Here is a 14,373-nt window from a genome sequence, read left to right on the forward strand (position 1 = left end):
CGGGGGCGGTGGCGCCGGACGGTCAGCGAGGCAGCTCGAAGCCGAGCGCCCGCGCGGCCCGTTCCGGCGTCGCCTGCGCCCACCGCTCCGCCATGGCCTGGTTCGAGGAGAGTGAGCGCAGCTCCGCGCGGTCGAGGTAGAGGGTGCCGTCGAGATGGTCCGTCTCGTGCTGCACGATGCGCGCGGGCCAGCCCGTGAACACCTCGTCGACCGCGCGGCCGTGCTCGTCCCGGCACGTCAGCCGCACCTCGGCGGGTCGGGCCACCACCGCCTGCCAGCCCGGCACGCTCAGGCAGCCCTCGAAGAACGCGGCCCGCCCGCCGCCGACGGGCTCGTACGACGGATTGACCAGCACCCGGAACGGCTGGGGCACCCGCCCGCGCGCCAGCCGTACCTCCTCCGGCACCGGAGCCGGGTCCTCGACGACCGCGATCCGCAGCGCCACCCCCACCTGCGGCGCGGCGAGGCCCACGCCCGGCGCCGCGTGCATCGTCACGCGCAGCGCCTCGACGAAGCGGGTCAGCAGCGCGTCGTCCAGCTGGCCGTCGAAGGGCTCGGCCCCGCGCCGCAGGACCGGCTCGCCGGCCGCGACGATGGTCAACGGGCCGTCGGTGGCGAGGAGTTCCTCCACCCGCTCGGCCAGGGACGCGTGATCATGTGGGGTTGCCATCGCGCCAGGATGCCACGGTGGCGCACGGCCCCCGGGAGCATCCCGTGTGACGCGGACCACTCACGGCCGCGGGAACCCGACGTCGTCGTCCCCCGACTACTGGACCACCACGGCCCGCCGACGCGGTGCCGTGCCCGGTCGCCGTACGCCGGTCCCGCACCCGTTCCCGTCCCCCGGAGAAGCCGCCGATGTCCACCGCACCCCCGACCACCACGGACGAGGCCCCGCCGGCCGCCCCGGCGCCGGCCCCCGGCCCCTGGGCGCCCCTGCGCCCGCTCGTGCTGCGTCTGCACTTCTACGCCGGTGTGTTCGTCGCGCCGTTCCTGCTCGTCGCCGCCGTCACCGGTTTCCTGTACGCCGGCGCGTTCCAGGCCGAGAAACTCGTGTACGCGCACGAGACGACGGTGCCCGCCGGCGACACCGAACTCCCCCTGACCCGGCAGGTCGCCGCCGCCCGCGAGGCCCACCCCGAGGGCACGGTCTCCGCCGTACGGCCCTCCCCGGAGGCCGGCGCGACCACCAGGGTCATGCTGTCCGGCGTCGAGGGCGTCGATCCCGGCCACACCCTCGCCGTCTTCGTCGACCCTTACACCGGCGAGGTGCGCGGCGCTCTCGAACAGTACGGCTCCACCGGGGCGTTGCCGCTGCGCACCTGGATCGACGAGTTCCACCGCGACCTGCACCTCGGCGACACCGGCCGCCTCTACAGCGAGTTCGCCGCGAGCTGGCTGTGGGTGATCGCGGGCGGCGGTCTGGTGCTGTGGTTCTCCCGCCGCCGCGCGCTGCGCAAGGTGCGGGGCACGAGCGGCCGACGCCGCACCCTCGGCCTGCACGGCACGGTCGGCGTGTGGGCCGCCGCCGGGCTCGTCTTCCTCTCGGCGACCGGCCTGACCTGGTCGACGTACGCCGGGGCGAACATCGACGAGCTGCGGACCTCGCTCGGCCAGGCCACCCCGTCGGTGACGGCGACGGCCGGCGGCGAGCACGCCGGGCACGGCGCGTCCGCCTCCGCCGGGGACGCCGGCCACGGCGTCGGCCTCGACAGGGTGCTGGCCGCCGCCCGCGCCGAGGGGCTCGGCGACCCGGTCGAGATCGTCCCGCCTGCCGACGAGTCGTCCGCGTACGTGGTGCGGCAGGTGCAGCGCAGCTGGCCCGAGAAGCAGGACGCCGTCGCGGTCGACCCGGCCACCGGCGAGGTGACCGACGTCCTGCGGTTCGCGGATCACCCGCTGCTCGCCAAGCTGACCCGCTGGGGCATCGACCTGCACACCGGAGTGCTGTTCGGCCTGGCCAACCAGATCGCGCTGATGCTCCTCGCGCTGTCTCTGGTCCTGCTGATCCTGTGGGGCTACCGCATGTGGTGGCAGCGCGGCCGCGGCTCCTCCTTCGGCCGGCCCGTCCCGCGCGGGGCCTGGCAGCACGTCTCCCCGTACGTCCTGCTGCCGTGCGTGGCGGCGGTCGTCGTCCTCGGCTACTTCGTGCCGCTGCTCGGCATCCCGTTGGCCGCCTTCGTCGTCGCCGACGTGACCCTCGGCGAGATCGCCCACCGGCGGGGACGGTGGCCACGGGACAGCGGCGCCGCCGCGAGCTGACCCGGCGGAGGCGGTGACCGCGTGAAGTAGCGTGGTGCGACACCGCCGACGCCGGAGGGGGACGGGGACATGGCGCAGGACGGCCGGGAGACCCGGCGGCGCGGACAGGGCGAACTGGAGGGCCAGGTCCTCGGCGCGCTCCGCGAGGCGGACGAGCCGGTCACCGCGGCCTGGGTGCGGCAACGCATCGGCGGCGACCTCGCCCACACCACCGTCGTCACCATCCTGACCCGGCTGCTCGCCAAGGACGTCGTCTCCCGCCGGCGGCAGGGCCGGTCCTTCCTGTGGACCCCGACCGCGGACGTGGCCCGCCTCGCCGCCCTGCGGATGCGCCGGCTCCTGGACGGCGAACGCGACCGGGAGGCCGTCCTCGCCAGCTTCGTCACCGCCCTGCCGCCGGACGACGAGCAGATGCTGCGCGCACTGCTGGAGGCGGCGCGGGCGGAGCCCCCCCAAACCCCGGTGAACACTCGGGACATCCCGCCCGCGGCCCGCGGCGGTAGGGAAGACTGACGCCACTGGGCGTCTTCGTCCTCCTGCCGCTCGTCCTGCCGCTGACCGCGTGGCCGGTCGCCGGGCTCGCCGCACCGCGGCTGCACCCGCGCACGACCACCCGGCTGCTCAGCGCGGTCGCCGTCGTCACGGCGGTGATCGGCGATGTCCTCGGCGAACTCGAACTCGGTGGTCACCCTGTTCCTGATCCGCGCGCGGCGACCCCGCCGCAGTCCGTCACGGACAGGGGTTCGCCCCGCCGGGCGCCGGGCGCGCGACGGGGCGAACGGGGGTGTGCGGCGCGGCGCGAGTGCCGCGCCGGGGAGCGTCTGCCCGTCAGGGGGCGTCGCGACGGGGCGGACGTCGTCTGTCGCGGCGTTAGATCCGCTCGAAGTCGCCCGCGAGCGCCGAGGCGATCCGCAGGTGCGACTCGGCCTCCTCGGGCCGGCCCTGCCGTTCCAGGGTGCGGCCGAGCATCAGCCGGGCGTAGTGCTCCACCGGGTCGCGCTCGACGAGGATGCGCAATTCGGCCTCGGCCCGGCGCAGTTGGGCGGAGTGGTAGTAGGAGCGGGCCAGCAGCAGCCGCGGTCCGGTCTGCTCCGGCACCTCCTCGACCAGCCCGTCCAGTACGCGCGCCGCGGCGGCGTAGTCCCTGGCCTCGAAGAACATCCGCCCGCGCTCCCAGCGCTCGGCCGGCGTTCCGTGGTCGTAGTACGTCGTGTCCACTGCTGACCTCCTTCGACGGCCTACAACCCCGGCGGTTTGTTAAACATTCCACTACCTGGCTGGGGGCGCTGCCGGCCGCGGAGCCCCCCGCCCGGGCTGCGGACAGGGGGCTGGACTGACGCGAAGCGCCGGGCGGGACTAGGTTGGGCCGCATGAGCAATCTTGATCGCGAGGCGGTCCCCGCCCTGTGCGGCGGACGCGGCTTCGTGGTGGCGGAACCCGTACGCGAACTCCTCAGCCCGCGCAGCGTCAGACTGGGCGAGTCCAGTGTGGTCCGCCGTCTGCTGCCCAACCTGGGCCGCCGCATGGTGGGCGCCTGGTGCTTCGTCGACCACTACGGCCCCGACGACATCGCCGACGAGCCCGGGATGCAGGTTCCGCCGCACCCCCACATGGGCCTGCAGACGGTCAGCTGGCTGCACGAGGGCGAGGTGCTGCACCGCGACTCCACCGGCAGCCTCCAGACGATCCGCCCGCGCGAGCTGGGCCTGATGACCTCCGGCCGGGCGATCAGTCACTCCGAGGAGAGCCCCAGGCCGCACGCCCGGCTCCTGCACGGCGCCCAGCTGTGGGTCGCCCTCCCGGACGCCCACCGGCACGCCGCACCGCGTTTCGAGCACCACGCCGAGCTGCCGCTGATCACCTCGCCCGGTCTCACCGCCACACTGATCCTCGGCGACCTCGACGGGGCGACCTCGCCCGGCACGGCGTACACCCCGATCGTCGGCGCCGACCTGGCCCTCGCCCACGGCACGGACGTACGCCTGCCGCTGGAGCCGGACTTCGAGTACGCCGTGCTGTCGATGTCCGGCGAGGCGCACGTCGACGGGGTGCCGCTGCTGCCGGGCTCGATGCTCTACCTCGGCTGCGGCCGCGCCGAACTCCCGCTGCGCGCCGCGTCGGACGCGGGCCTGATGCTGCTGGGCGGTGAGCCGTTCGAGGAGGAACTGATCATGTTCTGGAACTGGATCGGCCGCACCCAGCAGGAGATCGAACAGGCCCGTGAGGACTGGATGACGGGATCGCGCTTCGGCGAGGTCAAGGGCTACGACGGCGCTCCGCTGCCCGCCCCGCCGCTTCCCGCGGGGGCGCTGAAACCGCGGGGACGGGTGCGCTGACCCCTTCCGCGCGGGTACGGGCGGCCGCTCAGAGGGGCTGCGGCGTCAGGCGCCGGTGGCCCCGGCGGTCGTAGTAGGCGGTCATCCCGAAGCCGAAGAGCAGGGCGAGGGCGGCGCCGACCGCGATCATGGTCCAGGCGCGGGTGAGACCGGCGTCGCCGCGCGCGTCGAAGTAGAGGATGGCGCGCACCCCGTCGCTGAGCTGGCGCATCGGCTCGAAGTGGGAGAGGAAGCGGTAGAACCCGGGGACCGCCTGGAGCGGGACGGTGGCACCCGAGGACGGCAGCCCCAGCACGATGAACACGAACATGGACACCAGCTGGCCGATCCCGCCGAAGGCGGCGTTGATCGCCTGCACCCCGAGGCCCACCGCGAGGGCCGCGCAGTAGGAGTAGATCCACAGCAGCGGCAGACGGGTCGCGTCCATCCCGAGCAGCACGACGCAGGCGAACATGATCAGGGACGCGCTGAGCAGGGTGATCCCGGCGGTCATCGCCATCTTCAGCAGCAGCGTCTGCCTCCTGTTGATCGGCACGGTGGGCAGCCGGGTGTGCCAGGGGCCGATCTCGTTGTCGGCGTAACCGAGCGACGTGTCCACGCCGTTGTTGATGACGTTGCCGCCGAGGAAGCCGGCCAGCACGAGCAGCAGGGTGTAGTAGAACGCGGTCAGCCCCAGGCCGCTGTGGTCGCCGAGCGGGTGGCCGGGCCGGGTGGTGACGGACACCGGGTCGGCGAGCAGCACCTTCGTGGTCGCGTTCGCCCGGCCGGCCGCCGAGGTGAGCTGCCGGCCGATGTCCTGGGAGGCCTGCCGGGCCGCCTGCGTGGTGATCTGACTGGCGAGGGACGAACCGAGGCTCCCCTTGCCGGGGTTGGTGAGCACGGTGAGGGTTGGGCGGGCCGTCGCCCCGGTCGTGGTGAGCGCGGTGACGGAGTCGGTGAAGTCCGGGGGGACGACCAGGGCGCCGTAGACCTTGCCGGAGTCCAGTTCGTCCTGCGCCTGCGCGAGGGTGAGGGTGCGCCACTCGGCCTTGCCGCCCGCGGTACGGGCGGTGACGGCCCGCACGATCTGCGTGCCGAGGTTCTGCCGCTGACCCGCGGGTGGCGCGCCCGTGTCGGAGTTGACCAGGGCGATCGGCAGGTCGTGCAGATCGCGCTGCGGGTTGACGATGCCGCCCATGTACAGCAGCGACAGCAGCAGGGCGAGCAGCCCGGTCAGGATCGTGGGCAGCAGCCACAGTCTGGGCCGGCGCAGCAGTACGGCGGCGGTGGCCTGGGGGCGGGCGTCGGCCATGGTTCTCCGTAGGAGGTCGGGGTGCGGCGGGCGTGTGCTGGCGATCATCCGTGTGCCGTACAGCGGCGGAGGGCAACGACACGACCCTGGACGCGCGGGCCCGCCGAGGCAACCCCGGGCGGCGCCGAAACCTCCTATCAGTCGAATCGACCGCGTGTTCGCGAAGGAGCGTCCGTTGGCATCCCAGCTGTCCCGCCGGAAGTTCGTGGTCTACTCCCTCGCCGCGACCACCCTGACCGTCGCGGCGCCGCTCGGCTGTGACACGTCGACGGCGGCGGGCGCCGAGCAGGCGCCGGACGCGGACCCGTCGGACGTCCTGGTGACCGGCACCGACGAGGAGATGCTGGTCCTGGAGGTCACCGAGGCCAACAGGATCGTCGTACGGCTGCCGCGGGTCGAGGTCGGCCAGGGCGTCACCACCGCCGTCGCCATGATGATCGCCGAGGAACTGGACGCCCGGCTCGCCGACGTGGACGTGCCGCTCGCCGAGGCCCGCAAGAAGGGCAACCAGTACACCGGCGGTTCCAGTTCGGTGAGTTCGCTCTACGGCCCGGCACGCCGGCTCGCCGCCACCGCCCGCGCCCGCCTGGTGACCGCGGCCGCCCGCCGCTGGCACCTGCCCGCCTCGGGGCTGCGGACCCGGGACACCCGGGTGATCGCCCCGGACGGGCGCACGGCCACCTTCGGCTCCCTCACGGCCGCCGCCGCCCGGATCCGCCGGCCGGACGTGTCGAGCAAGCCCAAACCGGCCTCCCGGCACCGGGTGATCGGACGGCCGGCGACCCGGATCGACGCCCGGGACATCGTCACCGGCACCGCCCGCTACACCGGGGACCTCACGGTCGCGGGCGCCAGGCCGACCGTGGTGGCCCGGCCGCCGACGCTCGGCGGGAAGGTCGTCTCGGTCGACGACCGGGCCGCCCGCGCGATGCCCGGAGTGCACGCCGTCGTCACGGTGGACGGCGGGGTCGCCGTCGTGGCGGAGACCTTCCACCACGCGTTCAAGGCGAGAGACGCCCTGCGCGTCACCTGGGCGCCGGGCCCGCTGGCCGGACTGTCCGACGTCGCCGTCCGCTACCGGCTGTTGGCCGCCCTGCCCCCGCTGGGCCCGCCACCGAGCGGATCGACGCAGGTCGGCGGCGAGTTCGCGTTCGCCTTCGTCAGCCACGCCCCGATGGAGGTGCTGACCGCGGTGGCGGACGTACGCGCCGACCGCGCCGAGATCTGGTTCTCCTCGCAGGCCCCGATGGACGCCCGCGCCGCCATCGCCGGCGCGATCGGACTGCCGGAGTCGAAGGTGCGGGTCCATGTCGTGCGGGGCGGCGGCTCGTTCGGGCGGCGGCTGAACCACGACGCGGCGCTCGAAGCGGCGCTGATATCCCGGGCGGCGAAGCAACCGGTCAAGCTGATGTGGAGCCGCGCCGACGACCTGCGGCACGGCCGGATGCGGCCCGCCTCCCACCACCGGATCCGCGCCAGCCTGTCCCGCGGCCGAGTGGTGGCCTTCGCCCACGCGACAGCCTCGGTGAGCGAGTCGTACGAAGGGGCGGCCGCGTCCGCCCAGGGCGGGGTGCGTGCCTCCGCGCGGCCGCTGCCCAGCGACAGCGGCCTGTACAACTTCGGCCGCCTGTCCGGCGACTGGGGCTCCGTGGAACTGGCGATGCCCCTCGGCGCATGGCGGTCGGTCGACTCCGGGACGACCCGCACCGCCGAGGAGATCGTCGTGGACGAGATCGCGGAGAGCCTCGGCAGGGACCCCGTCGCCTTCCGGCGCGCCACGCTCCGCAGCAAGGCCGTCAAAGCCGTGCTCGACAAGGCCGCCACCGCCGGGCAGTGGGGCCGGACCATGCCCGACGGCCACGCCCAGGGGGTGGCCGTCCACGAGGAGTACGACTCCTGCGTCGCCTGCCTGGTCGAGATCGACGCCGAGGACCCGAAGAACCCCCGCGTCACCCGCGTGGTGATGGCGGCCGACGTCGGAACGGCCGTCAACCCGCGGGGACTCGAGGCCCAGCTCATGGGCACCGCCGTCGACGGCATCTCCACCGTGCTGCGGGCCGGGCTGCACATCGACCGGGGCGCGGTGCGCGAGAGCAGCTTCACCGACTTCCGCTACGCCCGCCAACGGCACGCCCCGCTGCGTTTCGAGGCGCACATCATGCCCTCGCGGCGGGCCCCGGGCGGGGCCGGTGAACTCGGCGTCCCGGCCGCGGCGGGCGCCGTCGCCAACGCGTACGCCCGCGCCACCGGCACCACACCCCGCCGATTCCCGATCGACTTCTGACCATCCGACCGACCTCTGGTCACCGCCCGAGAAGGTACCGATGCCCTCCTACTCCTTCGTCCTCAACGGGAAGTCCGTCACCGTCGAGGCGCCGGCCGACATGCCCCTGCTGTGGGTGCTGCGCGACCTGCTGCACGTCACCGGCCCCAAGTACGGCTGCGGGGTGGGCGTGTGCCGCGCCTGCACCAGCCATCTCGACGGCGCGGAGATCCAGCCCTGCGTCGTCCCGGTCGCCGACTGCGCGGGCCGGGCGGTGACCACCATCGAGGGCCTGGCCGACGGCGACACCCTGCACCCCGTGCAGCAGGCCTGGCTCGACTGCGACGTGGCCCAGTGCGGGTTCTGCCAGCCGGGCCAGATCATGGCGGCGGCAGCCCTCCTCGAACGGACCCCCGACCCCACGGACGACGACATCGACCGCATCGAGAACGTCTGCCGCTGCGGAACCTACTCCCGCATCCGCGAGGCCATCAGGAAGGCCGCCACGACGGGCTGACGGCCACCGGGCGGCCCCGTCTGTCCGGGCAGGTCAGGGGGCACGGGTTCAGCGCGTGGAGGCGGGCGGTGGACCGCTGCTGCTCCGTACCACGAGTTCCACCGGGACCAGCGACTCGGCCCGCGGTGGCTCGGCGGCGCCGTCGATCCGGTCCAGCAGGAGCCGCAGCGAGCGGGTGCCGATCTCGGCGAAGTCGGTGCGGACGGTGGTCAGCGGGGGAAACAGATGGGCGGCCTCGGGGATGTCGTCGTAGCCGACCACGCTGACGTCGCCGGGGACCGGACGGCCCGCCTCGTGCAGGGCGTGCAGTACGCCGAGGGCCATCTGGTCGTTGGAGGCGAACACCGCCGTGACGTCCGGGTTCCGGGCCAGCCTGCGGCCGAGGTCGTATCCCGAGTCGGCGCTCCAGTCGCCGGTGAGCGGCTCGTGCACCCGGGCCCCGGCCGCCTCCAGCGTGCGGCGCCAGCTCGCCAGCCGCTGGTCGGCGGAGGTCCAGCCGGTCGGTCCGGCGAGGTGCCGGACGGTCCGGTGGCCGAGGCCGAGCAGGTGCTCGGTGGCCTTGCGGGCGCCGATTCGGGAGTCGCCGGTGACCAGCGCGGCCAGGGACGAGCTGTCGTCGAGGCCGTTCTCCAGCACGACCAGCGGGGTGTCGAGGTGGGTGTCCGCGAGGGCTCTGCCCACCCACAGCTGCGGGGCGATGGCGATCACTCCGTCGGCGCCCTCGGCGGACAGCCGGTTCACGGCCTCGACGACCGTGTCGTGGTCGGCCGTGTCGAGGGCGATCGAGCTGATCAGGTAACCGGCCTCCTGCGCCGCGGTGTTGATCGCGGTGAGGACGGCGGCGGGCCCGTAGCGGGCGGCGTCGAAGGAGATGACCCCGAGCATCCGGGTCCGGCCGCTGGCCAGTGAGCGGGCACTGCGGCTCGGGCGGTAGCCGAGGGTGCTCATCGCCTCCAGGACGGCCGCGCGCGTCTCGGCGCGGACGGACGGATGATCGTTGAGCACGCGCGAGACGGTCTGCTTGGAGACACCGGCCAGCCGGGCCACGTCGTCCATCACCGGACGCGAGCCCGCGAAGTTCCGTCTGCTGCGCCCCTTCGGGACGGCTCCGCCGGCGGCGCTTGCGGTCATGGTGACTGGTCCCTCGGATCCTCGATGTCGTTACGCTCCGTCACGGCGGCCCGCGGTCCCGCCGGGCAGGACCACAGCATAGGCGCGCGGGCGGCGGCGCCGACGGGACCGCCGGCCCGGTGCCCCCGGCCCCCTCCCGACGCGCCCCGGCCCCCTCCCGACGCGCCCCGGCCCCCTCCCGACGCGCCGCCTGCGGCCCCGCACGGGACACGCCCCCGGCCGGAGGGTCCCCCGGTGGGCCACCTCGTCCGGGCGGTCCGGTCATCCCGTCCGGGCGGTCCAGGTTCGCGTGGTGATCCACTCCGCGTGGGTGACGGCGGCCGTTCGGCCGGTGCCGGACGCGCTACGAGGCACGTACACGGGGGCGCCGGCCGGCAGGGGCAGCACGCTGAGCCGCAGGCCGCCCGCGCGTGGGACGCCCGCGGGGAGGGCGTCGATGCCGATGTCCCACACGTGCCCCGAGAAGAACTGGTCGGCGACCAGGGTGTCGCCCAGGTACGCCCGGCCCACGTCCCCCGTCCAGTGGATCCGCAGCAGGGTGCCCGCCGGCAGGTCGTCCGGCACGTCGACGCGGTACTCGGCGGCCACGGTGTCGAAGTACTTGTCCGCCGGTGTGCTCGCCCGGCCCAGCACACCCCTCACGGTGTCGGGTGCCTGCCCGGCGGGCCGGACCGGCGTGATCCGCGCGGCCGCCCGTCCGCCCACCTCGCCGGTGCGCGCGCTGTACCGGGTGAACACCCCGTCCGCCGCCGCGCTCACCGCCGTACCGTCCACCACGGGCGGCCGGCCCGGGGCGGGCAGCACCGCGAAGGACGGCCGGGCGCCCCCGCCGTGCAGCCGCACCTCGTCGCTCTCCTCGTCGAAGACCACGCCGTCGCGGCTCAGCACCAGCCGCTCGGCTCCCCAGGCGACACCCCGGTAGGCGGTCCGGGCGGTCGCCGCGTCCAGGACCAGCAGGCCGACCCGCCCGCCGTCCGCCGTCCCGACCTCCACCAGGGCGTCGGTCCCGGGACGCAGCCCGGTCACCAGGACGCGGCCGTCGACGGACGTGAGGTCACCGGACGGCACGCGCGCGGACGCCACCGTGGCCGCGTCCAGGGCGAGTTCGGGAGCGATGCCGTCGGTGGCGGCCAGTACCAGGACGGTACGTCCACCGGCGTCCACCGTGCACACCGGCTGGGCCGTGGCCCACTCCAGCCGCAGCCCCGCGAGCTCCAGCCGCAGCGGCCAGCAGAAGAAGGCACCCGTGGGGACGGTGACCGGACTGCTGGGAAGCGTCAACGTGTCGCCGCCAGCGGTGAGTTCGACGGTGAACGTCGTCTCCGGGTGGTCCGGCAGCGGCTCGTGCGGCTGGTGGTTGTTGACGAACAGGAAGCCGGAGGCACCGTCGCTGCGCACCGCCCACCGCAGGGTGTCCCGGTCGTCCTGCGCCGTCGGCCGCCGCTCGGGCAGCACGGACTCCATCGGCGCGATGCGATGCCCGAAGTCCGCCAGCAGCAGGTGCTGGAGGCGCAGTTCGTGGTAGGAGGGCCGGTACTGGCCGTACTCGCCGAGCGGGGCCTGGAAGTCGTACGTCAGCAGGGGCAGGTCATTGGGATACCCCGTGGCGTGGGACTCCTGGAGCGTGGTCAGCTCACCGGCGGGGTTCGTGCCGCCGTGGAACATGTAGTAGCCCTGCCAGACCGAGCCGCAGCCGATCTTCGTGAGGCCGAGCGCGCCGATGTCGGCGGCGTCCACCCGCGGCCGCCGGTGATAGGCCACCGCCATTCCGCCGCCGAGTTCGCAGGTCGCCCAGGGGAACCGGTCGGCGTACGCGTCCGGGGCGCTCCCGCGCACGGTCGTGGGCCGCAGGTCGGAGCCGATGCCCTCGTCGTCGCGCTGGTGCGTGAAGAAGAAGTGCTTGCGGCAGGTGTCCGGCCAGCCGCCGTCCGCCTCGGTCCAGAACGCCTCCGGGTAACCGCCGTACAGCGGCAGCAGTTCGTCCTGCGGCAGCTGGACCCCGCCCCAGGCGGTCGACGTCCACAGCGGTGCGTCGAGCCCGGCCTCCCGCGCCATCCGCTTGAGGGTGAGCAGGTGGCCGGGCTGGTCGTAGAGCTCGTTCTCGATCTGGATCGCCACGATCGGCCCGCCGTGCGCCCGGTCGAGGCCGGCCAGTTGCCCGGCGACGGCGGTGAACCAACGGCGTACGGGTTCCAGGTAGGCGGGGTCGTCGGTACGCGGGGTGCAGTCGCGCGCGAGCAGCCAGTCCGGCAGGCCGCCGTTGCGCACCTCCGCGTGCGACCAGGGACCGACGCGCGGGATGAAGTCCAGGCCGTGCCGCCTGCACAGCTCGGCGAAGCGCCGCAGGTCACGGTCGCCGTCGAAGCGGACGCGGCCCTCGGACTCCTCGTGGTGGATCCAGATGAGGTAACTGGCGACCGCGGTCACCCCGCCGGCCTTCATCTTCAGCAGTTCCTCCGACCACCGCGCGGCCGGGTGGCGGGAGTAGTGGAACTCTCCGGACACCGGGAACCAGGGGCGGCCGCCGCGCGTCAGCCACCGGCTGGTGACCTCGATCGGGTCGGCCACGCCGGGGGCGTCGGCGAAGGGCAGGTGCCCGGTCAGCGGGGGAGCCGAGGGGTTGGGTACGCGCAGACGGTGCGGGTGCGTCGGCATCAGGAGTTCTCCGGTCCGAGGTCGGGGGCGTCGGTGAGCCGTGCACGCGTGCGGGTCGTGGCGTGCAGCTCCAGCACGACGAGGTCGTTGGCTCCGGAGCGCAGGACGGGAGCGGGCACGTACAGCGTGTGCTGCGGCCCGCGGTTCCAGTGGCGGCCGAGGTGGAAGCCGTTGACCCACGCCTGTCCCTTGGTCCAGCCGGGCAGGGACAGGAACGTGTCGGCGGGGATCTCGACCTCGAACGTCCCCCGATGGAAGGCCGGTTCGGCGTCCGTGGTCGCGGAGGAGGGGACGAAGGGCAGGGCCGTCACGTCCGCGGGCACGGGCCGGTGCTCCCAGTCGCGCAGCACGGAGCCCCGGAAGGAGACCGGGCCCAGCAGCCCCTTCGGCGCCCCGACGCGCGGCCCGTAGTTGACCCCGCCCAGGTTCTCCACGAGAACCTCCAGCACCGCACCCGCGTGCGGCACCCGGACGGGGAGGGTCTCGTCGTGGCGTTCGCGCTCCAGTACGCCGGCCGGCGCGCCGTCCACGAACACCTGGGCGCGGTCGCCCACCCCGCCCGCGAAGTGCAGCAGGCCGTCCCCGGCGTCGGGCAGCGTCGTCCGGTAGAGCAACTGACCACTGTGCAAACCGAGTTCGTCCATCGTCGCCGGACCGTCACCGCGCCCGGAGCCGGCCAGGCCGCGGAGATACGGCAGCAGGGGCACCCGGTGGGTCAACTCCACCGTCGTCGGCGGGAGTTTGGCGCTCGGAGCCGGGGCGGGCTCGTCGGCCACGGGGGCGTGACGGGCGATGACCTCGCGGAACGCGTGGTACTTGGGGCCCGGGTCGCCGCACTCGGTGAGCGCCGCGTCGTAGTCGTAAGACGTGACGGTGGGGGAGTAGGCGTGGTGGTGGTTGGCGCCGTTGGTGAAACCGAAGTTGGTGCCGCCGTGGAACATGTAGATGTTGACCGAGGCACCGGCGGACAGCAGCCGGTCCAGGTCGGCCGCCGCGTCGGCCGCGTCCCGCGTGTGGTGGGGGCCACCCCAGTGGTCGAACCAGCCGATCCAGAACTCGGAGCACATCAGTGGCCCCTCGGCCCGGTGCGCCCGCAGCGCGGCGAGATGCTCCTCGACCCGGCTGCCGAAGGTGGCGGTGGCGAGCACCCCGGGCAGGCTGCCCGCCGACAGGTGCCGGGAGTTGGCCTGGTCGCAGGTGAACAGCAGCTCCTCGACGCCCCGGCCGCGCAGCGCCTGCTCGACGTGCTTGAGGTACGCGGTGTCGTCGCCGTACGCCCCGTACTCGTTCTCCACCTGTACGGCGATCACCGGGCCGCCGAACGCGGCCAGTTGCGGCCGCAGTGGGGGCAGCAGCAGGTCGAGATAGCGGTCGAAGGCGTCGGTGAAGCGGGGGTCGCTGCTGCGCAGCCGGATGCCGGGGTCGGACACGAGCCAGGCGGGCAGCCCGCCGTCGTTCCACTCGGCGCAGATGAACGGCCCGGGCCGCAGCAGGACATGGAGTCCCTCGGTCTGCGCCAGCCGCAGGAAGCGGGGCAGGTCGAGGAACCCGTCAAGGACGAGGGGGCCGTCGGGTGCCGGCTGGTGGAGGTTCCAGGGGACGTACGTCTCCACCGTGTTGAGCCCCATCAGCCGTGCCTTGCGCAGCCGGTCCGCCCACTGGTCGGGGTGGACGCGGAAGTAGTGCACGGCCCCCGAGATGATCCGGAACGGTTGACCGTGCAGGAGGAATCCGTCGGACGTCGTCGTCAGAGCGGGCATGCGGAGTTCCCTTCGGATGGCGGGAGGTGCTCGGCCGTCGTGCGTGGGATGCGGCGGGTGGCGGGGCGGCGGGGCGGCGGGGCGGCAGGAGGGGGGAGATGGTGGACGGCTGGTCCGGCGGGTGGCGGGGGGCAGGAGGGGAAGGCGGTGGACGGCCG

The 14,373-nt window shown here is 74.1% G+C and carries 11 protein-coding genes; 5 read left to right on the forward strand and 6 right to left on the reverse strand.

The window, feature by feature from the left end; all coding sequences use genetic code 11:
* Positions 1 to 22: 22 nt before the first annotated feature.
* Positions 23 to 670, reverse strand: a complete 648-nt coding sequence (locus tag AC07AZ_RS16195; RefSeq protein WP_478848039.1) for a peptide deformylase — start codon at positions 668 to 670, stop codon at positions 23 to 25.
* A 188-nt stretch (positions 671 to 858) separates the two neighbouring features.
* Here AC07AZ_RS16195 and AC07AZ_RS16200 point away from each other — a divergent pair, with 188 nt between their 5' ends.
* Entirely contained in the window at positions 859 to 2,262 is a 1,404-nt protein-coding gene (locus AC07AZ_RS16200; RefSeq protein ID WP_478848041.1) for a PepSY-associated TM helix domain-containing protein, read from the forward strand.
* Positions 2,263 to 2,331: 69 nt separating this feature from the next.
* On the forward strand, positions 2,332 to 2,775 hold the full coding sequence (locus AC07AZ_RS16205) for a BlaI/MecI/CopY family transcriptional regulator (protein ID WP_478848043.1): 444 nt from the start codon (positions 2,332 to 2,334) through the stop codon (positions 2,773 to 2,775).
* 357 nt (positions 2,776 to 3,132) lie between these two features.
* On the opposite strand, the gene AC07AZ_RS16210 is transcribed toward AC07AZ_RS16205, so the two are convergent.
* Positions 3,133 to 3,480 carry a tetratricopeptide repeat protein gene (locus AC07AZ_RS16210; RefSeq protein WP_478848045.1) on the reverse strand — a complete coding sequence of 116 codons (348 nt, stop codon included), beginning with the start codon at positions 3,478 to 3,480 and terminating at the stop codon, positions 3,133 to 3,135.
* A gap of 152 nt (positions 3,481 to 3,632) precedes the next feature.
* Here AC07AZ_RS16210 and AC07AZ_RS16215 point away from each other — a divergent pair, with 152 nt between their 5' ends.
* Positions 3,633 to 4,598 carry a pirin family protein gene (locus AC07AZ_RS16215; RefSeq protein WP_478848047.1) on the forward strand — a complete coding sequence of 322 codons (966 nt, stop codon included), beginning with the start codon at positions 3,633 to 3,635 and terminating at the stop codon, positions 4,596 to 4,598.
* Between the two features lie 28 nt (positions 4,599 to 4,626).
* Here AC07AZ_RS16215 and AC07AZ_RS16220 read toward each other — a convergent pair whose 3' ends face one another.
* Positions 4,627 to 5,889, reverse strand: coding sequence for a YhgE/Pip domain-containing protein (locus AC07AZ_RS16220; RefSeq protein ID WP_478848049.1), 1,263 nt, complete (start codon positions 5,887 to 5,889; stop codon positions 4,627 to 4,629).
* 205 nt (positions 5,890 to 6,094) lie between these two features.
* On the opposite strand from AC07AZ_RS16220, the gene AC07AZ_RS16225 reads away from it, so the two are divergent.
* Positions 6,095 to 8,173 (forward strand): xanthine dehydrogenase family protein molybdopterin-binding subunit, encoded by a 2,079-nt coding sequence (locus AC07AZ_RS16225; RefSeq protein ID WP_478848272.1) that lies wholly within the window; start codon positions 6,095 to 6,097, stop codon positions 8,171 to 8,173.
* A 40-nt stretch (positions 8,174 to 8,213) separates the two neighbouring features.
* Positions 8,214 to 8,669 (forward strand): (2Fe-2S)-binding protein, encoded by a 456-nt coding sequence (locus tag AC07AZ_RS16230; RefSeq protein ID WP_478848051.1) that lies wholly within the window; start codon positions 8,214 to 8,216, stop codon positions 8,667 to 8,669.
* Positions 8,670 to 8,717: 48 nt separating this feature from the next.
* Here AC07AZ_RS16230 and AC07AZ_RS16235 read toward each other — a convergent pair whose 3' ends face one another.
* The 3 genes from AC07AZ_RS16235 to AC07AZ_RS16245 all read right to left on the reverse strand — a co-directional run bounded on the left by AC07AZ_RS16235 (position 8,718) and on the right by AC07AZ_RS16245 (position 14,215).
* Complete coding sequence (locus AC07AZ_RS16235) at positions 8,718 to 9,800, reverse strand: LacI family DNA-binding transcriptional regulator (protein ID WP_478848053.1); 1,083 nt, start codon at positions 9,798 to 9,800, stop codon at positions 8,718 to 8,720.
* A gap of 261 nt (positions 9,801 to 10,061) precedes the next feature.
* A complete protein-coding gene (locus AC07AZ_RS16240; RefSeq protein ID WP_478848055.1) occupies positions 10,062 to 12,455 on the reverse strand; it encodes a beta-galactosidase in 2,394 nt (797 codons plus the stop codon).
* Positions 12,455 to 14,215 (reverse strand): beta-galactosidase, encoded by a 1,761-nt coding sequence (locus tag AC07AZ_RS16245; protein ID WP_478848057.1) that lies wholly within the window; start codon positions 14,213 to 14,215, stop codon positions 12,455 to 12,457. Before AC07AZ_RS16245 ends, AC07AZ_RS16240 begins: the two co-directional genes overlap by 1 nt.
* Positions 14,216 to 14,373: the final 158 nt, after the last annotated feature.

The sequence above is a fragment of the Streptomyces sp. NPDC043878 genome (assembly GCF_056435735.1).